The organism is Pseudoalteromonas sp. 2CM37A, from assembly GCF_023161885.1.
In the GTDB taxonomy this organism is placed as follows: Bacteria; Pseudomonadota; Gammaproteobacteria; order Enterobacterales; family Alteromonadaceae; genus Pseudoalteromonas; species Pseudoalteromonas atlantica.
Genome location: NZ_JALNTJ010000002.1, coordinates 759,598 through 781,459, shown reverse-complemented (window position 1 = coordinate 781,459; position 21,862 = coordinate 759,598). Strand labels below are relative to the sequence as shown.

The 21,862-nt window shown below is 41.9% G+C and carries 25 protein-coding genes; 13 read left to right on the top strand and 12 right to left on the bottom strand.

Annotation, left to right across the window (positions count from 1 at the left end):
* From MTF68_RS07200 to MTF68_RS07185, 4 genes are read left to right on the top strand one after another with little or no spacing between them, the layout of a single operon-like run.
* Positions 1 to 822, top strand: a complete 822-nt coding sequence (locus MTF68_RS07200) for an SDR family oxidoreductase (protein WP_243534334.1) — start codon at positions 1 to 3, stop codon at positions 820 to 822.
* Positions 823 to 834: 12 nt separating this feature from the next.
* Positions 835 to 1,908, top strand: coding sequence for a phosphotransferase family protein (locus tag MTF68_RS07195; protein WP_248462095.1), 1,074 nt, complete (start codon positions 835 to 837; stop codon positions 1,906 to 1,908).
* Positions 1,908 to 2,612 carry a histidine phosphatase family protein gene (locus MTF68_RS07190; RefSeq protein WP_029772869.1) on the top strand — a complete coding sequence of 235 codons (705 nt, stop codon included), beginning with the start codon at positions 1,908 to 1,910 and terminating at the stop codon, positions 2,610 to 2,612. Before MTF68_RS07195 ends, MTF68_RS07190 begins: the two co-directional genes overlap by 1 nt.
* Before the next feature lie 10 nt (positions 2,613 to 2,622).
* On the top strand, positions 2,623 to 3,369 hold the full coding sequence (locus MTF68_RS07185; RefSeq protein WP_171036111.1) for an SDR family oxidoreductase: 747 nt from the start codon (positions 2,623 to 2,625) through the stop codon (positions 3,367 to 3,369).
* A gap of 89 nt (positions 3,370 to 3,458) precedes the next feature.
* Here the strand turns inward: MTF68_RS07185 and MTF68_RS07180 are convergent, their stop codons facing one another.
* The gene (locus MTF68_RS07180) at positions 3,459 to 4,031 is read right to left on the bottom strand and encodes a hypothetical protein (RefSeq protein ID WP_004586261.1); all 573 of its coding nucleotides are present in this window, start codon (positions 4,029 to 4,031) and stop codon (positions 3,459 to 3,461) included.
* A 193-nt stretch (positions 4,032 to 4,224) separates the two neighbouring features.
* On the opposite strand from MTF68_RS07180, the gene arfB reads away from it, so the two are divergent.
* The gene (gene arfB, locus MTF68_RS07175; protein WP_024033019.1) at positions 4,225 to 4,638 is read left to right on the top strand and encodes an alternative ribosome rescue aminoacyl-tRNA hydrolase ArfB; all 414 of its coding nucleotides are present in this window, start codon (positions 4,225 to 4,227) and stop codon (positions 4,636 to 4,638) included.
* 81 nt (positions 4,639 to 4,719) lie between these two features.
* Here the strand turns inward: arfB and MTF68_RS07170 are convergent, their stop codons facing one another.
* The 5 genes from MTF68_RS07170 to MTF68_RS07150 all read right to left on the bottom strand — a co-directional run bounded on the left by MTF68_RS07170 (position 4,720) and on the right by MTF68_RS07150 (position 8,946).
* Positions 4,720 to 5,769 carry a DUF2955 domain-containing protein gene (locus MTF68_RS07170; protein WP_004586263.1) on the bottom strand — a complete coding sequence of 350 codons (1,050 nt, stop codon included), beginning with the start codon at positions 5,767 to 5,769 and terminating at the stop codon, positions 4,720 to 4,722.
* A 10-nt stretch (positions 5,770 to 5,779) separates the two neighbouring features.
* Positions 5,780 to 6,844, bottom strand: coding sequence for an HlyD family secretion protein (locus MTF68_RS07165; protein WP_055254297.1), 1,065 nt, complete (start codon positions 6,842 to 6,844; stop codon positions 5,780 to 5,782).
* Positions 6,845 to 6,852: 8 nt separating this feature from the next.
* Positions 6,853 to 7,326 (bottom strand): MarR family transcriptional regulator, encoded by a 474-nt coding sequence (locus tag MTF68_RS07160; protein WP_054982034.1) that lies wholly within the window; start codon positions 7,324 to 7,326, stop codon positions 6,853 to 6,855.
* A gap of 119 nt (positions 7,327 to 7,445) precedes the next feature.
* Complete coding sequence (locus MTF68_RS07155) at positions 7,446 to 8,330, bottom strand: fused MFS/spermidine synthase (protein ID WP_248462094.1); 885 nt, start codon at positions 8,328 to 8,330, stop codon at positions 7,446 to 7,448.
* A complete protein-coding gene (locus tag MTF68_RS07150; RefSeq protein WP_248462093.1) occupies positions 8,323 to 8,946 on the bottom strand; it encodes a fused MFS/spermidine synthase in 624 nt (207 codons plus the stop codon). Before MTF68_RS07150 ends, MTF68_RS07155 begins: the two co-directional genes overlap by 8 nt.
* Positions 8,947 to 9,114: 168 nt before the next feature.
* On the opposite strand from MTF68_RS07150, the gene MTF68_RS07145 reads away from it, so the two are divergent.
* Complete coding sequence (locus tag MTF68_RS07145; RefSeq protein WP_248462092.1) at positions 9,115 to 11,196, top strand: TonB-dependent siderophore receptor; 2,082 nt, start codon at positions 9,115 to 9,117, stop codon at positions 11,194 to 11,196.
* 77 nt (positions 11,197 to 11,273) lie between these two features.
* On the opposite strand, the gene MTF68_RS07140 is transcribed toward MTF68_RS07145, so the two are convergent.
* Entirely contained in the window at positions 11,274 to 12,149 is an 876-nt protein-coding gene (locus tag MTF68_RS07140) for a LysR family transcriptional regulator (protein ID WP_248462091.1), read from the bottom strand.
* Positions 12,150 to 12,256: 107 nt separating this feature from the next.
* On the opposite strand from MTF68_RS07140, the gene MTF68_RS07135 reads away from it, so the two are divergent.
* Positions 12,257 to 12,928 carry a hypothetical protein gene (locus MTF68_RS07135; RefSeq protein ID WP_248462090.1) on the top strand — a complete coding sequence of 224 codons (672 nt, stop codon included), beginning with the start codon at positions 12,257 to 12,259 and terminating at the stop codon, positions 12,926 to 12,928.
* Positions 12,929 to 12,972: 44 nt separating this feature from the next.
* Here the strand turns inward: MTF68_RS07135 and MTF68_RS07130 are convergent, their stop codons facing one another.
* A complete protein-coding gene (locus MTF68_RS07130; RefSeq protein ID WP_029771802.1) occupies positions 12,973 to 13,305 on the bottom strand; it encodes a gamma-glutamylcyclotransferase family protein in 333 nt (110 codons plus the stop codon).
* A gap of 172 nt (positions 13,306 to 13,477) precedes the next feature.
* On the opposite strand from MTF68_RS07130, the gene MTF68_RS07125 reads away from it, so the two are divergent.
* A complete protein-coding gene (locus MTF68_RS07125) occupies positions 13,478 to 14,452 on the top strand; it encodes a transposase (RefSeq protein WP_248462089.1) in 975 nt (324 codons plus the stop codon).
* Between the two features lie 344 nt (positions 14,453 to 14,796).
* On the opposite strand, the gene MTF68_RS07120 is transcribed toward MTF68_RS07125, so the two are convergent.
* The 3 genes from MTF68_RS07120 to gcvA all read right to left on the bottom strand — a co-directional run bounded on the left by MTF68_RS07120 (position 14,797) and on the right by gcvA (position 17,690).
* Positions 14,797 to 16,026 (bottom strand): MFS transporter, encoded by a 1,230-nt coding sequence (locus MTF68_RS07120; RefSeq protein WP_248462088.1) that lies wholly within the window; start codon positions 16,024 to 16,026, stop codon positions 14,797 to 14,799.
* A 57-nt stretch (positions 16,027 to 16,083) separates the two neighbouring features.
* Positions 16,084 to 16,605 (bottom strand): carboxymuconolactone decarboxylase family protein, encoded by a 522-nt coding sequence (locus MTF68_RS07115; protein WP_096042631.1) that lies wholly within the window; start codon positions 16,603 to 16,605, stop codon positions 16,084 to 16,086.
* A 155-nt stretch (positions 16,606 to 16,760) separates the two neighbouring features.
* Entirely contained in the window at positions 16,761 to 17,690 is a 930-nt protein-coding gene (gcvA, locus tag MTF68_RS07110) for a transcriptional regulator GcvA (protein WP_248462087.1), read from the bottom strand.
* Positions 17,691 to 17,858: 168 nt separating this feature from the next.
* Between gcvA and MTF68_RS07105 the strand changes: the two genes are divergently transcribed.
* From MTF68_RS07105 to MTF68_RS07085, 5 genes are all read left to right on the top strand, one after another.
* On the top strand, positions 17,859 to 18,638 hold the full coding sequence (locus tag MTF68_RS07105) for an SDR family oxidoreductase (protein ID WP_096042629.1): 780 nt from the start codon (positions 17,859 to 17,861) through the stop codon (positions 18,636 to 18,638).
* A 65-nt stretch (positions 18,639 to 18,703) separates the two neighbouring features.
* Positions 18,704 to 18,985, top strand: a complete 282-nt coding sequence (locus MTF68_RS07100) for a hypothetical protein (protein ID WP_248462086.1) — start codon at positions 18,704 to 18,706, stop codon at positions 18,983 to 18,985.
* 28 nt (positions 18,986 to 19,013) lie between these two features.
* Complete coding sequence (locus MTF68_RS07095) at positions 19,014 to 19,358, top strand: carboxymuconolactone decarboxylase family protein (RefSeq protein WP_248462085.1); 345 nt, start codon at positions 19,014 to 19,016, stop codon at positions 19,356 to 19,358.
* Positions 19,359 to 19,420: 62 nt separating this feature from the next.
* Positions 19,421 to 20,095, top strand: a complete 675-nt coding sequence (locus tag MTF68_RS07090; RefSeq protein ID WP_248462084.1) for a cupin domain-containing protein — start codon at positions 19,421 to 19,423, stop codon at positions 20,093 to 20,095.
* A 3-nt stretch (positions 20,096 to 20,098) separates the two neighbouring features.
* Complete coding sequence (locus MTF68_RS07085) at positions 20,099 to 21,202, top strand: FAD-dependent oxidoreductase (protein ID WP_055254279.1); 1,104 nt, start codon at positions 20,099 to 20,101, stop codon at positions 21,200 to 21,202.
* A 117-nt stretch (positions 21,203 to 21,319) separates the two neighbouring features.
* Here MTF68_RS07085 and MTF68_RS07080 read toward each other — a convergent pair whose 3' ends face one another.
* Positions 21,320 to 21,838, bottom strand: coding sequence for a hypothetical protein (locus MTF68_RS07080; RefSeq protein ID WP_054982021.1), 519 nt, complete (start codon positions 21,836 to 21,838; stop codon positions 21,320 to 21,322).
* Positions 21,839 to 21,862: the final 24 nt, after the last annotated feature.

Genomic DNA, 21,862 nt, shown 5'->3' with positions numbered 1-21,862 from the left:
ATGAAAACACGACTAATAATAACAGGTGGAGCCACAGGGCTGGGTAAAGCATTAGCCCTGAGTTACGCAAGTAATTTGGGCGCTAACTTACAAATTTGTATTGCCGATATAAACGCCGAGCGTGCAGCCACAACCATTAGTGAGCTGCAAGCACTAAAAAGCGATGCCTTTTTTTACGCCTGCGATGTAACCAAGCAAGCAGATGTAAAGGGGCTTTACGATATTATCCAAACCAAGTGGCAGGGCGTAGATATTGTCATTAATAACGCAGGCGTTGCCACGGGCGGCTCGCTTGAGGGCGAATCGCTTGAGCAATGGCAGTGGATTATGGATATTAATTTGCTCTCTATGGTGCGGGTGTGCCAAACGTTTTACCCCGCCTTTGTGCAACAAGGCGGTGGCTACTTTATTAATATAGCCTCACAAGCAGGGCTTACCCCTATTCCGTTTATGAGCAGTTATAACGCCGTAAAAGCGGCGGTTATAGGTTTTAGCGAAACCCTAAAGCTCGAACTCGCCCACGATAATATAGATGTAAGTGTTGTGTGCCCGAGCTTTTTTAAAACCAATCTTGATGAATCCATGCGCACCAGCGAGCCGGCCATGAAAACCATGCTTAACCGTGCCTTTGAGCGCTCCCCCATAAACGCAGAGCAAGTTGCCGATATTATTTATCAGCAGTCGCTTAACCGCCCATTTTTAATTTTGACCCATAAATTAGGTAAACAGGCCTTTTTAATGAAAAAACTACTCCCCATTGAGTGGTACATTAAAAACATGCTGAAAAAAACACGCTCTATGCAACGTTTAAAATCAAAATAATAAAGGCTAGCAATGAACACACAATTATTAGATCAAGCCAAAAACGTACGCCAAGGCGAAGAGCTCGACACACAAAAGGTAGATACCTGGCTTAAACAGCACCTTACACAGTTAACTGGTGAGCCAAGTGTTACTCAATATGCAGGGGGAGCATCAAACTGGACCTACTGCCTAGAGTACCCAGAGCAATCGCTTATTTTACGCCGTGCTCCCAAAGGCACCAAAGCCAAAGGCGCACACGATATGGCCCGTGAATATAAGCTGCAGCAAGCGCTAAAACCAGTTTACAGCTATGTGCCAAACATGGAGGCGTTTTGCGACGATGAAAACATACTCGGCACCGACTTTTACGTTATGGAAAAGCTTACGGGGATAATTCCGCGTAAAAATTTACCACGCGGATTAACCCCCACGCCCGAGCGCACCAAAAAGCTGTGCGAAAACGTACTCGACTGCCTAGTAGAGTTACACAAAGTAGATTACAAACAGGCCAATTTAAGCCATTTAGGCAAAGGCGAAGGCTACACCCAGCGTCAAATTAGCGGCTGGAGCGAGCGCTTTACTAAAGCCAAAACCTGGAATGTACCCAGCGGTAAAAAAGTCATTAAGTGGCTTGAAAACAACATGCCAAGTAACGAGCGTATTTGCATAACACATAACGATTTTAGGTTTGATAACGTTGTGCTTGATGCAAACGACTACACCAACGTACTGGGTATTTTAGATTGGGAACTTGCCACACTTGGCGACCCACTTATGGATTTGGGCAATACATTGGCTTATTGGGTAGAGCCAGGAGATGACTTTTTAGCCCAAGCCACGCGCCGTCAACCCACTCACTTAGAGGGTATGCTAACGCGCAAAGAAGTAGTGGCCTACTACTGTAAAAAAATGAATATAACCGTAGATGACTTTACCTTTTACGAAGTGTACGGGCTATTTAGACTTGCCGGCATTGTGCAGCAAATTTATTACCGCTATCACCATGGGCAAACTAAAAACCCCGCCTTTAAACACTTTTGGGTGTTTGTACATTACCTTTTATGGCGCTGTAAAAAAGCCATTAACAACCAAGGTAAAGTCTAATGTGTATTTTATATTTAGTACGCCACGGGCAGGCCAGTTTTTCGGCTGATAATTACGATACGCTCTCAACAAAAGGGCAACAGCAAGCCACACTACTGGGTGAATATTTAGCACAAAAGCAGCTTACGCCCGATGCAGTATTTGCAGGCAGTATGCTGCGCCACAATCAAACCGCAGAGCTGAGTTTAGTAAGTGCTAATAATGTGCCGGTATTAATAAACGATGCGCGATTAAACGAGTACGATCACGAACATATTTTAGCTGTTTATAACCCACAGCTTGCCACCCCAAGCCAAGTTCGCGCGGTACTTAGCAAGCAAGCAGAGCCTATGGAATATTTTAAAACGGTATTTATTAGCGCCATACAGCAATGGGTACTCAATCCCGACAGCACTCAATATAACGAAAGCTTTAATGCATTTACTGCGCGTGTACTTGGCGCGCTTGAACAAATAGCCAATGAAAACCACGGTAAAAAGGTACTTATTTATACCTCTGGCGGGCCTATTAGCATTATAACCAGCCATTTAATGGGGCTAAAGCTCGAGCGCTTTATTGATATTAATTGGAGCTTAGTAAACGCAGGCGTAACCAAAGTAGTGGCGCGCGGCAAAGGAAAAAATCAAAAATTAACGATAAGCAGTTTAAACGAGCATCACTTTTTAGAGTGCCACCCACAACAAAAATTAATTACATACACCTAAGGAGCTAATTATGCGCAAAAACATACTAATAACAGGTGCAAGTTCAGGCTTAGGCAAAGGCATGGCAAAAGAGTTTGCAAAACAAGGTTGTAATCTTGCTTTATGTGCTCGGCGCTTTGAGCTATTAGAGCAGCTAAAAAGTGAGCTTGAACAAATAAACCCAAATATAACCATTAGCATAAAAGTGCTTGATGTTAACGACCACGAGCAAGTATTTAGCGTATTTAACGCCTTTAAAGATGAGCTTAACGGCCTTGATAGAGTGATTATAAATGCTGGTATGGGCAAAGGGGCTTCTATTGGTACGGGTTATTTCAATGCCAACAAACAAACCGCACAAACTAACTTTGTGGCCGCACTTGCGCAGGCTGAGGCCGCAATGGAAATTTTTAGAGCGCAAAACCATGGTCATTTAGTGACTATTTCATCTATTAGTGCTGTACGTGGTTTTAGGCGCGCCATGACCGTTTACGCCGCCACTAAAGCGGCTATTACCTCATTAAGTGAGGGCATACGCATAGATGTAATGCACACGCCTATAAAAGTAAGCTGTGTACATCCAGGTTTTATAAGAAGCGAAATAAACGAAAAAGTGAAAACAGTGCCGTTTATTGTTGATACCGAAACTGGCTGCAAAGCACTGGTAAAAGCAATAAATAAAGAAAAAGCCAACAGCTTTGTACCAAGCTGGCCGTGGGCATTCCTGCATTGGATTTTACGAATAGCACCGCTGAGTACAATTCGTAAAATGTCGTAAGGTTTTTAAATTTTAGGCATTAAAAAAGGTGGCAAATGCCACCCTTTATGTACGTGTTTACTTAACCTACGTTTAGGTTATTTGTAAAATTATAGTAGTGCAAAAATCTTTTGCAGCTGTGGCATGTACTCGCTCACAAGCTCAAGGTTGTTTTCGCTTACTAGTGGGTCTGTAGATTCTTCAGCCGCGCTTGAAGCCTTACCAAACGAGCCCATTAACGAGCTAGCGTCACTGCTTTTAGCACTTTTAAGGCTTTGCAGGCCACCCATTACTTTATTTGCTGTTTCTTGGTTTTCTGCTGAAAGACCCGATTTAAGGTTTTCGATGTAAGCCATAGATACTTCTGAGCCAACAGATACTAACTCTTCAGGCGAAAAACCGTAACGGTTAGTAATATCGGCAAAGCTTTTATATAAGCCTTGCTCTTTAATCATGCTTAATGCGCTATTAGCAAGAGAGCTTTGCTCTTCAACATTTTGATCAGCAGAGCCACCAAGCATGCTTGCTAAATCTAGGTTTTTTAACGAATCTTGGCTGCTAGCCCAGCTAGAAACAGCCGGCAGTGCTTTCATGTAGCTTTGTAATTGGCCTTCGCTAATATCTTCAGCAAGGCTTGAAAAACTCATTGCTAATAAGCTAAGTGATAAAATTATTTTTTTCATTGGGCGTTTCCTATTATTTAATTAAAGCCATTAAAAACTAAATGTAAGCGCTTGCCAATACATAACTAAAGTATTAGCTGTATTTAGGCTATAAAGTAGTATAAATACTTTAAAGTTCTATAACTTAAGCTGATTCAGCACAAATATAGTTACAAATGTTATACTGCATTTTTGTCGATAAGAGCTGAACGTAATGTTAACTATTTCAAATACTGTCACTATAGATGAATGGGAACTAGAGCTAACTGCTATACGTTCGCAAGGTGCCGGTGGCCAAAACGTTAACAAAGTAGCCAGCGCCATTCATTTACGCTTTGATATTAACCGCTCAAAGTTACCCGATTTTTACAAAGAACGTTTATTAAAGCTAAACGACTCTCGGATCACCAAAGAGGGCGTGGTGGTAATTAAAGCCCAAAGCTTTCGCACCCAAGAGCTTAACCGAGAAGATGCACTAAAACGTTTAAAAGATTTAATTTTAAGTGCAACCAAGGTAAATAAAGCCCGCCGCGCAACCAAGCCAAGCCGTAACTCGCAGCGCAAGCGCATGGATAAAAAAACCAAACATGGACAAACCAAAGCCCTGCGCGGTAACATTAAGTTATAACTCACTAAGTTTATATGGCTTTACAGTAAAGTATGCTTAATTTACGCCTACAGCTAATAGTTAACCGTAGGCGTGAGTGGGCTATTCGTAGGTATGATGGCGGGTGGCACTAAAGCGATTTAATATATGGTGCATTACATACACCGCAGATAGACTGGCCACAATAGCCACCGCAACAGAGCTAAAGCGATACATGGCGCTATAAACAAGGTCTTGCCCGGGGCCTAGTGAGTTGCCAAACAAAATACCAAACGTGGTTAACACTCCAAATCCTATGCCCGGAGCGCCGCCACCAATAATATGAAAACGGCTAAATACGAACGATAACGTCCACAGTATAAGCACCGGAAACAACAAAAAGTCAGAGTGATTATACAATAACACTTGCGCCAATAAAGCAGCATTACAGCCAATTAATGTACCAATAGCGCGCTGCCAACCAGCCATACCTGCGGCTTTCCAGCACAGCGAAAACAAAATTAATACCGATGAGGCTTGCGCCGATATTGAATCTTGTAAATCGAGGACTTGAAACGCCACAAACGAAAGCGTAGCAACCGTTGCGCATAATAATACCTCATGGCGAATGCTTTCTTTAGCTTTAGCGGGTACCGCCCTCACGGCACGCGCGGTTACATCGGGAAAAACACCATGCATAACAAACGCTATAACAATAGAGAGAACAGTAGCCAAACCATTACTTAAAATAAGCGGGTATACACTACTTGTACCGGTTACATAGCTTGAAAAATGCAGCTGAATCGACAACCCAACCACGCCTAGTGCGCCAAATAAAAAAGCCGCGCCTGAGCTCATTTGATAAAACAAAAAGCAAAACGCTAAAAATACAATAATGGTCATCAGTACCGGAAGGTGCGAAAACAAGCCCTGCATAATTAAAACCATTGGAATACTAATGGCGGCACTGGCTAAAAACTGGCGCACAATGCTTTTATTTAACACCGGCACTAAACCAAGTAGCAACATAGGGTAAACAGTAAAAAATATACCGTATGGCCAGTTCATTAATTTACTAATAGTAAACCCTATGGTGCAGCCACCGGCTATGCGCAGCGCTTGGCGTAAACCGTTTGAGTCTAATTGCGGTGCTTGGCTAACAGCTTGAGTCATACGGCCTCCATTAATAAATGTAGTGTAGCCAGCTAATAAACCTAATTTGAGCCGACGCTAACCACTGCCCAATTGTTGACTCTGGCAATAGTTGCACAGTGGCACGCGCACCACTTGGCATATTAGCAATTAATTTAGCATTATCTGGCATCACTAAATGAATACGCTGGCGCTGAGCATCGCGCACCCAACGATTACTGGTTTCGGTACTACTAAGCGAGCCATTTGCACTGAGTTGCCCATCGCTTACGCCTGCCTCAAACGTGCTTATATGCGCGTTGTAAACCTCACCTGGGCGGCTATCAAATACCACTCGCGCCAAACTACCTGGTTTCATATTTAGTAATGATTTTTCTCTAAAATCGGCAACAAGGTCGGCCTTATTAGCCACAATTGCTAAAAGCGGGCTACCCGTTACCGCATATGCGCCATCTAGTAGTTGTAAGTTAGAAACCACACCAGCGCTTAGCGCACGTACTTGGGTGTACGATAAGTTAAGCTCGGCTTGTGCTAATTGGTTTGCAGCATGGCGAAGCGCTAAGTTTTGCGCGCCGCTTTCGCCGCGGGCAAGTACTGCTTCTGCCAATTGCGCTTCTAATGAGGCGACATTTGATTTACTTGCTTCAAAGTTAGCTTTAATGCTTTCAAGCTCTTGCTCTGAAATAGAGCGCTGCTTAAATAATGCTTCGCCACGGTTATTTAGTAATTGCTGTTCGTGCAGCTTTGCCTTGGCCGCCGAAATTTGCGCCTCCAGTGCTTTTACATTGGTGTCTAAACGTTTGTTTTGTAATTTGGCGTCGTCAAGGGCAAGCTGTGCCTGCTCTAGCGCTAATTTATAAGGGCCTGAGTCTATTTCAAACAATACATCGCCAGCCTTTACGGTTTGATTATTATTAACCAATACCTTAGTAACACGGCCACTTATTTGCGGGGCAATTTGCACCACAGGATGATAAACCCGCGCTTGCGGCGTTACCGGCATAAACATGTCGGCAATTAAATAGTAAATAAATATAACAACAAAACCCGCTAACGAAAGCCTTACATAACGAGTAAATTTTTGATCTGGTGTCATTGTGTCTCTTACTCTTTACTTTGATTTTTAATACAGTTTAGTGCGTTTTTTTCCATATTGACGATGCCATAAGCAAGCGCATCGAGTTGCTGTGTGCTTAGCCCGCTGTATAGCTGGCTTTTAATATCAATGAGTTTTTCGTTTAGCGACTGTAAAATTGCGCCACCTTGCTCGGTAAAGTAAATTTTTTTACTGCGTTTATCGTGCTCATCAACTTTACGGGTAATTAAAAGCTGCTCTTCTAATTGCTTTAATGTGCGGGTAAGCGAGGGCATTTCTATTCCTAAACTCTGCGCAAGCTCAAGCTGTGTTATGCCCTCGCCCAACATATTTATATGGGTTAGCGCCGTCCAACGCGATTGCGTAAGCCCTAAAGGTTCTACAGCTAAAGTGATGGCCTCGCGGCACAGCCTATGAACCCGCCCCATGTTACCAATAATGGTTAAATCGAGCGTTTCGTGAAAAGGTTTTTGAGTAGTCATAACCATCTCAAATTAGTTAGCATGCTAAGTATTTTAGCATTAGTTAGCGTGCTAAGTAAATATTGAGAGGGGTTGCAAATAAAAAAGCCCCAAAGCTGGGGCTACATAAATTTGTGGATTTAAAAATTAAGGAGGTTAGCAGGGGAGTACTGATCGGTAAGCACTTTTGTATTGGCAGGCCAATCTTGCTTGTTTTTGGTACTTTGCATGTAAGTACTAATTGCTTTTAAATCTACATCGTATTTTTTTAAACGCGGGTTAAGTGCTTTAATACGCTTATTAATTTGCGCCTCAGTAGGCATAGAGTTTACACCCGCTAAAATAATACGGTTAGAGCGATTAGCACGGCTTACGTTAATAAAATCGCCAAACACGGCGTGGTAAGTTGCCGACTCATGTTCGTATAATTTACTGCTCGAAAACGTATTAGCGGCAATTACACCGCCCTCGGCCAATACGCTTTGTACCTCTTCAAAAAACTCTTTGGTGAGTAAGTGCTCAGGAATATAATCGCCGTTAAACGCATCAAGAATAATCCAATCGTACTTTTGCTTTTTAATGGCTGCGCGCTTTATAAATATACGCCCGTCTTGCACGCTTGAGGTGACCGCATCGTTTTCTATAAAGTTAAAATAGTTACGGGCTACTTTTAAAACGGCGGGATCTATTTCAACATTATGAATTTTAGCTGCAGGGTAAAGCGCATGAATGACATTAGAAAGCGTACCGCCACCTAGGCCAATAATAAGCACATTTTTAGGGTTGTCGGTTACTAAAAGGCTGGCAAACGTAAGTTTAGTATAGTTAAAAACAAGTTTGTCGGGGTTGTTTTTATACATACAGCTTTGGCTGGTTTGGCTACTTTTTGTATTAAATTTTAAGCAGCGTAGGTCATGTGTTTCATCAACAATAATATTGCGATATAAAGAACGCTCCTCGTGCACTACATTACTGTGCGCCGCAACCGAAAACAGTACCGCTAAAAATAATAAACAGTTACGCATGGGCAAGCTCCTTATTACCAGCAAGGCTATTAACAGTAATTGCCAGCACACCTAAAAGGGCCAAGGTTAACGCAAAGGCACTTATAATGGTATTTACATCAAACGCCAATACAAAGTAAAACGAGGTAATAATAGTCCCTAAGGCGCTACCCAACGTGCTTACAAAATATAAAATACCCGCAACTTGGCCACTTTTATGGCTGTCGGTGACTAATAAACGCACCGAGTAAGGCGAGATCATGCCTAAAATAACGGTAGGAATAAAAAACAAAGCCGTAGAGGCAAGTAACGAGCCGTAGCGTGTATCTTCGATGTGGGTAAAAATAAACTCCATTATTGGCTGCGAAAAAAGCGCAATAGGCACCACCATAATACTGGCAGTTAAAAATATTAAGCCATATTTTGTAAGCGATGCATTTTTAGTACTTAGCTTACCGCCGAGTAAATACCCAAAAGAAAGGCTAAGCATAAATACGGTAATTATGCTGCCCCAAATGTGTACACTACTGCCAAAAAAAGGCGCTAAAATACGCCCGCCTAATAGCTCAATACCCATAATGCAAAAGCCACTGCAAAAGGCTAAAAAATAGATTAACGCGTTTGTTTTTATACTCATGTAATTATCGTTATGTAACCTAAAGAGATCTCCATACTAACGTGATGACAGAGCAGTCGCTAGTGCATTAATTAATCGCTCTGTGATTTTTTAAAAAGTTGTTTTGTTATAAAGTAACACATGTTAAACTTATTGTTATAATATAACACCTTCGATTTCCCTATTATCATGAAGTATTCTTTAATTTATTTAGCCTGCTTAGGCATAAGTGTGCAAACAGTGGCGCAAGAGCAAAACGACGAAATTGAAAAAATATCGGTTATTTATAAACAAGCATATCGTGGCGACATTCCACAAAAACAAATGCCGCAATCTATTGTAAGTGTTAGCAGTGCTGCGCTTGATCAAAAAGGCATTACTAAATTACAAGACGCGCTCGATTTTTCGGCCAGTATTTCGCGTAAAAATAACAGTGGCGCATTATGGGATAGCTTTTCTATTCGGGGTCTTTCGGGTAACGAAAACATGCCATCGAGCTATTTAATAAATGGCTTTAGCGGTGGCCGTGGTTTTAGCGGCCCGCGTGATGTATCTAACATTGATTACATTGAAGTACTAAAAGGCCCGGGCTCAGCACTTTATGGGCGCTCAGAGCCCGGCGGTACTGTAAATATTGTGACTAAAAAACCTCAGTTTGAGCCGCAAGGTGAGCTAAAACTAAGCTTAGGCAGCGACAGTTTTAATCGCGTTGAAGGCGATTACACAAACGGCATTAACGATACCACCGCGTTTAGAATAAATGGCGCATGGCAAGATAGCGACAGCTACCGCGATGAGGTGTACACCAATAAAAAGGTAGTTACGCCGTCTATTTATCATCAAATAAACGCATCAACCAGTGTGACTTATGAGTTTGAATACGTAGATTTAGCGCAGTTATTTGACCGTGGTGTTGTCGTACTCGATAACGATTTTGACACCGTACCAAGCTCGCGTTATTTAGGTAACCCAAACGATGGCGACACGCAGGTGTATTCACGCGGGCACCAAATTACTTTAAATCACGATATCAACGATGAATGGTCGTTAGTGGCCGGTGCAAACTACCGCAGCTCTACGTTAACGGGGTTTTCGTCAGATGCTGAGCTTTCGCCATCGCGCCAATCGTTATTTGACGATGGCCGCACACTTACTCGCCAGCAGCGTTATCGCGACTACGAAGTAGAAGATTTAAGTGTAAAGTTTGAGCTAAGCGGCAGTGTAGACACAGCCGGTATTACGCACCATTTATTAATAGGTGCCGATGCATACAAGTACGACTTACGCACTGCGCTTTCTCGCTATCGAGGCGGTAACGGCACTTATACCGTTGATATTTTTGAGCCAAACTACGATGTTGAACGCCCAGCAGTAAGCCTGCTTTACGAAAACGACGAAGAGCAAAAGGCGTACGGTATTTATGTTCAAGACCAAATGGATATTACCGACAAATTTAAGCTATTAGTGGGCCTAAGGTTTGACAGCGTAGACCAAGATATTTTAGAAACCAACAGCGGCGTGTTTTCGACCAGCTCTGAAAGCCAAGTAAGCCCGCGTGTTGGCGTAGTGTACGAGCTAAATAACGCAATCACTTTTTACAGCAGTTACTCAGAAGGCTTTTTACCACTGAGCGGCACAGATGCAAGCGGCGACCCGTTTGGTTTTGAATACAGTGACTCGTTTGAGGTTGGCGCTAAGTTTGAATACTTAGGCATAAACGGTACTGTGGCATTTTTTGATGCGTCTAAAAGTAATATGTTAGTGGCAGACCCTGTATACGTTGGATTCTCAGCGCCTATTGGTAAAGCCGATAGTAAAGGGTTTGAGCTTGATGTAAATACCTATATTACTGATGCAACGGCGTTTAACTTATCGTACGCCTATATAGATGCCACCACAGCAAACGACATTATTAATGCCGATTGGGGCGTGCCAATTGAAAAAGGCAGCCCGCTGGTTAATGTACCAAAAAATAACTTAAACCTTACGCTTAGCCACCAAACAGCATTAATGGGCAAAGAGCTTGAGTTTGGTGCAAGTTACCAATACACCAGCAGCCGTTTAGGTGATGCCGCCGATTTAAGCTTTAGGTTACCGAGCTACCAATTAGTAGGCGTGTTTGGCAACGTTAACTTAACCGAGCAAACCGAGCTTAATATAAGTGTTAATAACATTTTTGATGAAGATTACGCCGAAAGCAGCTACAACGCTTTATGGGTTTACCCAGGCGCGCCAACTCAATTTAAAATGTCGCTAGCGTATAACTTTTAATAGCTAGCAAATTAAAGTTTTCATCCTAAAGCGTCTTAATGTAGTGGTTAAGGCGCTTTATATTTTTAAGCGCTTTTTTATAAAGAGTGCATAAGTTTATTAAGCCAACCATCGGCCTTTGAAGGTTTGTATGTCATTACAATGCTTTCACTGTAGTGACTGTTAACCCCCTTTACAGTTAATTTTGTAAGCCCTAAATCGTCAATCACAAAGTTAGGTAAATACGCCAAGGCCAAGCCACTTTGTACCACCTCTATTAATGCACTGTAATCGCTACATCTAAATACAATATTGCGCGGTGCAGTATCATCTTGCCAGCCGTCGGAGCCTACTCCTTGCTCAAGGCCGCACAGGGGTGAAAACAATGGGCATGCAAAAGCAAGCTCTAGTAATTGATTTTTATTAAGCGTTAAAGAGCCAGTTTGTACTAGCTGATGCGAAGCATGCGCAGCCACACTAAACCCAGTATTTAATACATCAACCGCCACTAAATTAGCGTGTGAGCTGTTATTTAATGCCTCACGAGTTACTAGCGCAATATGGGCAGCGCCTGATGCAACTTGGCTTATGGCTTCACCTTCAAACACATTATTAATACGTACCGAGCAGGGCAGGTTGCTCAGGGGTGTAAGCAGCTTTTTAAGGCCACTTTTAAGTAAAATGGCAGGGCCTGCAATAACCGCATTAAATTTATGATTATTGCTTTTAAAGCGGCTAGTAAGCTGCTGGTAATTATGAACTAAATCGCTACTGTGCTTAACAAACTCTTTGCCTTTATCATTAAGTACTAAGGTTTTGCCCACACGATTAAACAGCTCAGTGGCTAAGTTTGCCTCAACCTTTTTTAGCGTTTTAGACAGCGCCCCTGGGGTAATATTAAAATGCTTAGCGGTTGTGTGCAGGTTTTGCGAACTCGCCATATGAATTACTTTTTCAATGTCATCTAAATGCATAGCGCCAAACCGTATTGATTAAAAGGAAACAACTAATAACTTATTATCGATTATTTATATATATAAATCAGCTTATAGTGACGCTATATTTATTTTTGAGCATTAACATGAAACACATACTGCTAATTTTTATTTTATTATCGAGTGCAGCGCACTCAAATACACCTCAACACAAATCACACAAAACCCACAGCTATAATGGCTTTCATGGCATGGCGCTTATATTAGCCGGCGATAAAGTACTTGCCAGCCACATGCCGTTATACGCCCCCCCACACAACTACCAAGTAGTGTACGAAGTAACTACCAATGACACCCATCTTAAAATAATCAAAAAAGCACTAAACGAGTCACTAAAAAAACAAAGTCAGATCACCATTTTACCAACCAAATTTGATTTGAATTTATTAATAAATAAGCTGACACCCACATTAAATACCACTGTGTTTAATGGCCATTTTGAGCGCGGAGGTACGGCTTTGTTTTCGACAAAGCTGACCTTTAAAAATCCGTTATATGTAAAAAAGCTCGCTATAACACAACCTGAAAAAGAAGAGTTTAATTTAATAAAGGTTTCAGCAGAGCAGGGGGTGGTGATTCATAAAATACAAAGTAAACCAAGCTATGACTCACTCAGTTTAGTAGCACTAACTAACGGAAAATATAATGGCCAGTTAAAATGTGATGCGCCAGTAACCACAGCGCTTGCAAGTAAGCTAAAGGCCTGTTTTAAAAGCGTACCAAGCTATTTAGAAACTCGCGATTTTGCAGTTAATTAAAAAATCATAGCAGCGCTTTAGCTTAAAAAGCGCTGCTATATAAATTACTTAACGTTAAGAGCATATACATTTGCCTGAACGTATTCGCCGTTTAACAATTTTATTTGCGTTAAAATGCGTGAGTACGCATCGCCTTCAAATTCATCGAGCACATGCCAATGATCTTTTAAATTAGTTGAGCTAAACACATAGCCATTTATCTCTTGGCCTGTTTCGTCTAATACCAGTGCAGGAAAGCCCATTTTGGCGCCCCAGCCCTCGTTAATTAAATTGCCAACCACACTGCCTTGCTCAAACGTACCGCCAATATTGGCAAGAATATGCTCGTTCGGATGCCCTGGGCACAAGGTACCATAAACAAATAACGCTTCTAACACGTAAACTCCTAAATTAGGCTAATGATTATGTTTAGCTAAGCTAAAGCTTAACTAAATATGAAAAAAATCCCGAGTGAAATTTTACTTTTTACAATGACACCCACCTTTATTTTTGCACTTTACGCAATAAGCATCTACTTTTTTAATTGGTTCATCAAAAGCTAGGTGCTACATGGCTATTGCAAGAAAACGCCAAATCAGTTTGGCAGATACAAAATATTATCACTGTATTTCGCGCTGTGTACGCCATGCCTATCTATGCGGCGAGGATTCATTAACGGGTAAATCTTATGAACATCGAAGGAGCTGGGTAGAGCAAAAACTATTTAGCCTCGCTAAAATATTTTGTATTGATATATGTGCTTATGCAGTTATGAGTAATCACACCCATATTGTGCTTTATGTTGATGATAAAAAAGCAAATAGATTGAATGACAAAGCCATAGTGCTGCGCTGGCATAAGCTATGTAAAGGTACACCACTAACACAAAAATTTTTACAAGGTGAGGAGCTAAGCAGTACAGAGCGATACTTTTTAAGCCAAACTATTATTCAATACAGAGAAAGGTTATCTAGCATTAGCTGGTTTATGCGAGTTTTAAACGAACACATTGCTCGTAAAGCAAATAAAGAAGACGAATGCACTGGCCGATTTTGGGAAGGGCGTTTTAAATCACAAGCTCTTCTTGATGAGGCAGCCCTTGCAGCTTGTATGGCTTACGTTGATTTAAACCCAATAAGAGCAAAAGTAGCTAAAACCCCCGAGTGCTCAAACTTCACCAGCGTGCAAAAGCGCATTCAGGGCGCTAAAAACGCAAAGCAACCCAAACAACTTTTAAAATTTGCAGGTAAACCCTGTAAATTTATGCCTAAAGGTTTACCGTTCGAGCTTAAATATTACCTAGAATTAGTTGAGCTTACGGGGAGTATTATTCGCGATGACAAACCTGGGTTTATTGAAAACACTCAGCTCCCTTTATTAGAAAGAGTAAACATAGCACCAGAGAACTGGTTAAAACTCACAAAAGACTTTAGACGCGTATTTCATGGCGCTGTAGGTAAGCCGCAATCACATGTAAGTTACTGCGATCATTTAAATAAAAAGCGACGAGTTAATTTTAGTAATTGCGAAAAGCTACTAGCCTAAAAAACCCTTCTTTCATTTAAAAAACAGCCTAAATGCTGGTTTCAGCGTGCCCTAAATTTAGTTAACTACATAAATAGCAGCACATTTTTAAAATAACCGCAGTATATGCCTTTTAATATGCCTTGAGCTTACGTGTTTTTAAATTAGGCATTTAATTAAGTCGATTTTTTGAAATAATTAAAGTGGGTGTCATCTTAAATAAATTATATTATTGTGAAGAATTTAAGATGGGTGTCATTTTAATTTTAATTGAGTTTATATTTCATATAAAACAGCCGCGCCACAAAAAATAAAAGTAAACTTTAGCTTGCTAATAAAAGCGGCTTGTAGGGCAGTTAGTGTGTTTAAGCTTGCTCGCTAAAATTGGCTTGGTATTTTTTGGTTAATATCAGAACAATAACGGCTAGTAATAAAGGCACAAACGACGCCCATAAAACGGTGTGCCAACCGTACGCACTTAATAACCCACCTGATGAAAAAGAGCCTACCGCCATTAAGCCAAACACTATAAAGTCACTAAACGATTGAGCACGGTTTTTTTCTTCTGGCTTGTGCGTTTCTAGCACTAATGCGGATGTCCCTAAAAAGCCAAAGTTCCAACCTATGCCTAACAAAATTAATAGCGCGTAAAAGTGATATACACCTTCACCTAAAAAGCCTATAGCTGCTGAAATTGCAGTTAAAATAATACCAAAAACAGAAATACGAGCAGCCCCAAAACGTGCAATGAGCTTACCGGTAAAAAAGCTAGGTGCATACATAGCAATAACATGCCACTGCATTCCTAAGTTTGCTGACTCTTGGCTATGCCCGTGCATATGCATTGCCAAAGGTGCTGATGTCATTAAAAAGTTCATCACCATATACGATGCTGCACCACAAATAACCGCGCTTATAAATCGTGGTTGCAAAGCAATTGTTCTCAATGGTCTTCCTGAATATGCTTGATTTGCTAAAGGCTTAGCCAATTTAACGCCAAACAAAATAACACCAGCGAGAGCCGCGACAATGGCTTGCGCAATAAATGTGGCAGCAAACATTTTGTCTGACCACAGGTGCATGGTATGCGTAACTAACTGCGAGCCAATAACACCTGCAGCTACGCCACCGGCCATTACCATAGAAAGCGCTTGCGGGCGTTTATTTTCGGGCACGCCATCGGTTGCAGCAAACCGAAATGACAAAGCCACTGCCGCATAAGCGCCGCCCAATAGCGCAGACAAACAGTACAGCCAAAAGCTGTCTATATACAACGCAATAGTCGCTAATAGTCCGGTTAAAACACCCGCGCCAGTGCCTGCCATAAAGGCTGCACGCCGGCCATATTTTCGTGCTAATTCACCGGCGGGTAAAACACACAACGCCATTCCTAAAACAAAAATAGAAACAGGTAAAGTGGCTAAAAGTGCAGTAGGAGCAAGCAAGCTGCCCACTACCGCACCTGTTGCATATAGCGCAACGCTATTAGCTCCAGAAAGTGCCTGGGCTAACATTAAACGCCATAAGTTAGCTGTTTGAACTTGAGGGTCGCTTTGCTCAAGCCTATCTGAGTCTATAGCGTTTAATTTTTCCATGATTTCACTTTTCTAAAAGTATTCAAGGCGCTTAAAAGCAATTTATGGTTGAGGTATTTAAATGTCTAACGCCACTAAAAAGCGCGATACCATGTTGTAAGCAGCAACAGTTGCTACCGCTTCTACTGTTTGCGTTTCACCAAATAGTGCTTTTAAACGTTCAATAACGTCGCCATCAACATTTACTTTAGTGGTTGATTGCTCAGTAAGCTCAAGCAAAGCCAGCTCCTGCTCAGAGAATAACTCAGCATTTACTACCACACTTTTAAGAGCCGTTGCTTTTTCATCGCTACCGCCAGCCTGTATGTATGCAGGGTAGTGCACATTCCATTCAAAATCGGCTTTGTTTAATACCGCTACACGCAGCATAATAAGTTCGCGATACTCAAGCGATAAGCCAAAGTTTGCTCTAACGCGCCCTAACAGCTCATTCCAGCCTTTAGCTAAAGGAAAGCTTTTTAGTAGTACTCTATCTATGCCTATTAGTTCACCGTTTGGACGACGACCTTGCATTTCGGCTAGTAGTTCGGCTGGGGCTTGCTCGCCATCTTGCCATGGCGTTACTCTTACTTGTGACATAATGTTTACTCCTAATTAAACGCCACTTTAGTCATTAAAGTGGCTAACTTGGAGCGAAAGCTTACGGGGAATGAACGTACTTAACCACAGAGATTATCTTTTACCATGGTAAATATTTTCTTTATTGCTGTATTTTATCAAAGTACTCCTGAGCTTTAATCTCTTTTAGCCCACGGGTTTTCTACCTCTTTAAACAGCCATTCTTTAAATGCGTGTATTCTTGGCAGTTCAGCAGATTCGGGGCGGTAAATAACGTAATACGCCAATGGTGATTCAAAATAAATATTAGGGAACAACCTGACTAATCGCCCTGCGGCTAGGTCATCTTTAGCCATTACACTGCGCGCTAAAGCCACACCGTGGCCGTCAATAGCTGATTGCAATACAGCCGCTGAGTTATTTATTTGAATGCTTTTAGTGGTTAAAGGGCCTGTTACTCCGGCTTTTTTTAACCACGCCGACCAAGACGGAAAACCCGTATGGTCATCCATTGATTGATCGTGTATTAGGGTTTCGTTCAATAATTTATCTATGGTGTTTAAGCGGTTTGAGTCTTCTAAAAACTTAGGTGAGCATACAGGGTATACCTCTTCATCCATTAGTTTTTCTGCGTTCAAGCCTTGCCAAGTGCCTACACCAAAGCGTATGCCTATATCTATACGCTGCTCAGTAAAATCAACAGGTTTTAAATTAGTATTTAAATTTACACTGGTTTGCGAGCATATCTCTTGAAAGAAATGCAACCTAGGTAATAACCACTTGGCGGCAAATGCGGGGCTTACTGCCACTGTTAACGCGCCACTTATGGCGTTGTCTTTTAAAATGTCTAGCCCTTGGGCAAGTTTATCAAAGCCTTCGCGTATTAGTGGCAGGGCACTTTGCGCGGTTTCGGTGGTTACTAGCCGTGTTTTACCTGAGCTCATTCTATGAAACAGCGGCGTGTCGAGCCACTCTTCTAATGTTTTTACCAGCTGTCCAACGGCTGCAGGCGTTACATTTAGCTCTTCAGCTGCCGCTGAAAAACTTTGGTGCCTTGCGCTTGCTTCAAACGCTTTTAATGCATTGAGGTGTATAGGTGATTTCATACGATAAACTTTTTCTTTACTGATGATTCAGATTATCTCGTTTGTTAAAGCAAGTAAATAAGTAAAAAATACCGCCAAGCCTACCAGCAAGTTACTTGCTATTAGGCAACCCAATACTTTTTATTTATATAACAAATACAGCGCTTAGTGGCGCTTGGAGCAATAAACATGACTAAGCAATTTTTAGGTAAAAAATTACTCGTTATTGGTGGTACTAGCGGAATGGGTTTTGAAACAGCTCGATTAATTTTAGAGCAAGGCGGCCACGCTGTTATTGTTGGCCACCGTAAAGAAAAAGCCCGAGCAGCAAAAGAGCAGTTATCAGCTTTAGGAACTGTTGAGGTGTTAACCGCTGATTTAACCAGCGACGAAGGCGTGCAAAACTTAATTAACACACTTTCACAAGACCACGCAGACGTGGATTTACTGGTAAATGCGGCCGGTGTGTTTTTCCCTAAACCATTTTTAGAGCACGAAGCGGCTGATTACGATCAGTACATGCAAATTAACCGCGCACTATTTTTTATTACACAAAAAGTAGCCGCTAATTTAGTGGCAGCAAAACGCGCAGGCGCCATTGTAAATGTGGGTTCTATGTGGGGTAAGCAAGCTATTGCAGCTACACCATCGTCAGCGTATTCAATGGCTAAAGCGGGCTTACATGCGCTAACTCAACATTTAGCAATGGAATTAGCCGCGCATAACATTCGCGTTAATGCAGTATCGCCAGCGGTTGTACAAACGCCAATTTACGAAGGTTTTATTCCTAAAGCACAAGTAAACGATGCCCTACAAGGCTTTAACAGTTTCCACCCAATTGGCCGTGTAGGTACAAGCGAAGATGTCGCCAATACCATTGCGTTTTTACTAAGCGACAAAGCCGCTTGGGTCACAGGTGCAGTATGGGATATTGACGGCGGCGTAATGGCAGGTCGTAACAGCTATTAATAAATATTGTAAGCGCTAATGGGCTAAAGCTGCCCGTAGCTAAATTTAATCACTGGAGAACAAATATGGTTTATTTACAAATTACACTAAATGTTGACCACGGTAATAGAAAAGCAGCAGCAGAGGTTTTTAATACCTACAAAGCCCCATTTTTAGACACTGTAATAGACGCAGTTTCAAAAGAGTTATTAGCGCGTGATGAAGATGTACAGGTACTTCACGGCTTTGAAACTATTGAGCACGCTCATGAGTACTTAGAAAGCGATTTATTTAATGCAGATGTAGTTACCGCGCTCGCGCCACTACTTACTAATGAACCAGAAGTACGCATTTACTGCGTAGCTTAGTAAAAATTTAAGATAGGAAAGTAAAAAAATGTCACAAGATTGGAACGCGTACCGCAGCGAAGTAATGAACACTGTAGGTGCGTTTGCTAAGCAAAGCCCAGATACCCTACGCGGATTAATGACAATGGATGGCGCTGGCGAAAAGACAGGCCACTTAACGCCTAAATTACATGAGCTAATAGCGCTCGCTGTTGCAGTAACAACACGTTGTGATGGGTGTATTGCGATGCACACTAAAAAAGCGGTTGAGCACGGCGCAACAATTGGTGAAATATCTGAAGCGTTAGGCGTTGCTGTAGCCTTAAATGCAGGTGCTGCGCTAACTTACAGTGCACGAGTACTTGACGCTCACGCACAATTACAAAACGCTTAATAAGCGTAAATTTATAGAGCAATAACATACATTATTGCTCTTATTTTATTTAGGTTAGATATATGCGAGTCAATTCAGATTTTTCACAACAAGCTTCTATGCTAGCAAGTCAATATAGTTGGCAAACATCGCCTCAAGCGGGTGTTGAGCGAGTAATGCTCGACAGAATAGGCGCTGAAAAAGCCAGAGCAACTAGCGTAGTACGCTACGCGCCTGAGTCTACTTTTCCAAGCCATGCTCACCCAGGTGGTGAAGAAATATTGGTACTTTCAGGCACCTTTTCAGATGAGTCGGGCGACTATCCACAAGGTTTTTATTTACGAAACCCGCCTGGGTCTTCACATGCACCTAAAAGTAAAAGTGGCGCAACCATTTTTGTAAAACTGTGGCAAATGTGCGTAACAGAAGCCACCTCTGTGCGCATAAATACACACGATCCGGCTACGTGGATAACCCAAAATAACCGCCTAATATGCCCGCTTTATCAAGATGATAACGAAGTAACTAAACTGGTAAAGTTAACCCCGCAACAGCCCCTATTTGATAACCTAAAAGCACATAATGCCTTAGAGCTATTTGTACTGGGCGGCAGCGTAATACACAACGAGGTTGAATATACAAAAGGAAGCTGGCTAAGGCTGCCAAGCACGAGTAAAGCGTTAATATCTGCGGGAAATAACAGCGCTACAATTTACCTAAAAGTAGGTAATTTTATAAACATAGGCTGTGGAGGCTAAATAATGCGTACAAAAATTGCGATTATAGGCGGTGGGCTAAGCGGCGTGTATGCAGCTTACCAGTTAGAGCAATGCGGCATTACCGATTACATATTGCTTGAAGCCAGAGACCAATTAGGTGGCCGTATTATGGACTTTACAAGCCTGTCGCAAGCGACAACAAATAGCTTTGATCTTGGCCCAACATGGTTTTGGCCAGAGTTTCAGCCGCAATTAAATGCCATTATTAAAACCCTAAACCTAGAAACATTTGCCCAGTACGAGCAAGGCAATACGTTAGTAGAGCGCTCACATACACAACCGCCCACAGCAATACCCGGTTATACGCATGCGCCTACGTCTATGCGGTTAAAAGGTGGCATGGGCACCCTTATTAATGCCTTACATGCAAAGCTTAGCAACAAACACATAGTGACCGGCGCTTTGGTTAAAACAATTACCCACCAACACGGTAATATTGAAGTTAACTTTAGCACCTCAAAGACAACCGATCATAAAGTAAACGTTGAGCACGTAATGCTTGCGCTACCACCACGCTTAGCCGCAAGCCAAATAACATTTACCCCCGCATTGCCAAGCGATTTAGTAACGCAGTGGCAAAATACCGCAACCTGGATGGCACCCCACGCTAAGTATATTGCAGTGTACGATACGCCATTTTGGCGTAAGCGAACGCTCTCGGGCAGCGCCCGCAGCAGTGTTGGGCCAATGGCAGAAATACACGATGCATCAAATCCACAAGGCCAAGCGGCATTATTTGGTTTTATTGGTATACCCGCCGATGATCGAAAACGCATTAGTAATGAAGATTTAATCACCCATTGCAGAGCGCAATTAGTCAGGCTTTTTGGCACACAAGCCGCTACACCCAAAGCCGATATTATTAAAGACTGGGCACAAGACCCACTCACCGCAACACATTTAGATACACATGCGGCTAATACGCATACCCCAGCACCTTACATAACCGCGCAAAATGGCCCATGGCATCAAAATTTAGTCGGTATTGGCAGTGAATGGTCAGTGCAATTTCCGGGCTACGTTGCCGGTGCGGTTGATGCGGCAAATATAGGTGTTGAGCATTATTTAAAAAAGGTTAAAGCATGATGTGTAGAGGCTGAGGTTTGAGCTTAGTGCTTTAATGGATAGCTCATAACGGCAGCTGATGGGCGGTTATGAGCGTTCAAGAAACAGCCATCATTATAGTGATTTAAACAGATTAACTTATTCGTTTTTAAACTTCCTAAATATCCACACATTCAGCCCAATTAGCAACATAACAATTAATGTTAGAATTGGAGGCTTTGATTGTAATGGTAAAAACTCAGCAGTTACCTCTGGAATCATGTGAACATACACTGCGACAAACATAATAGATAGCGCTAATAGTGATGAGCAATAAAATACTTTTCTTATTATATTTTTTGTTAGAACCTTGGATAAAGTAAGCACAATCAAAAACCCTAAACCTGCTGAAATTTCACCTAATTGACCAGCCCACCTAGCTATCTCGGGTAATGGCAGTCCACTCAAAGCTATTTGTTTAGTAAACATAGTATTGAACGGCTCAAAGAACTTTACTGTGCCAGCCATAATTAAAAAAATAGCTAACAAGCCGGTTAATAGCTTTTGCATGATGGCCGAAGGGTTCATCGCTGAATGGCGTAACGCCAGCCACATTAACCCGACAATAACGAATACACTCGATATTAGTGATACTTCTAGTAATAATTGTTTCCCCATTTCATTTTTCCTATATTTTATGGT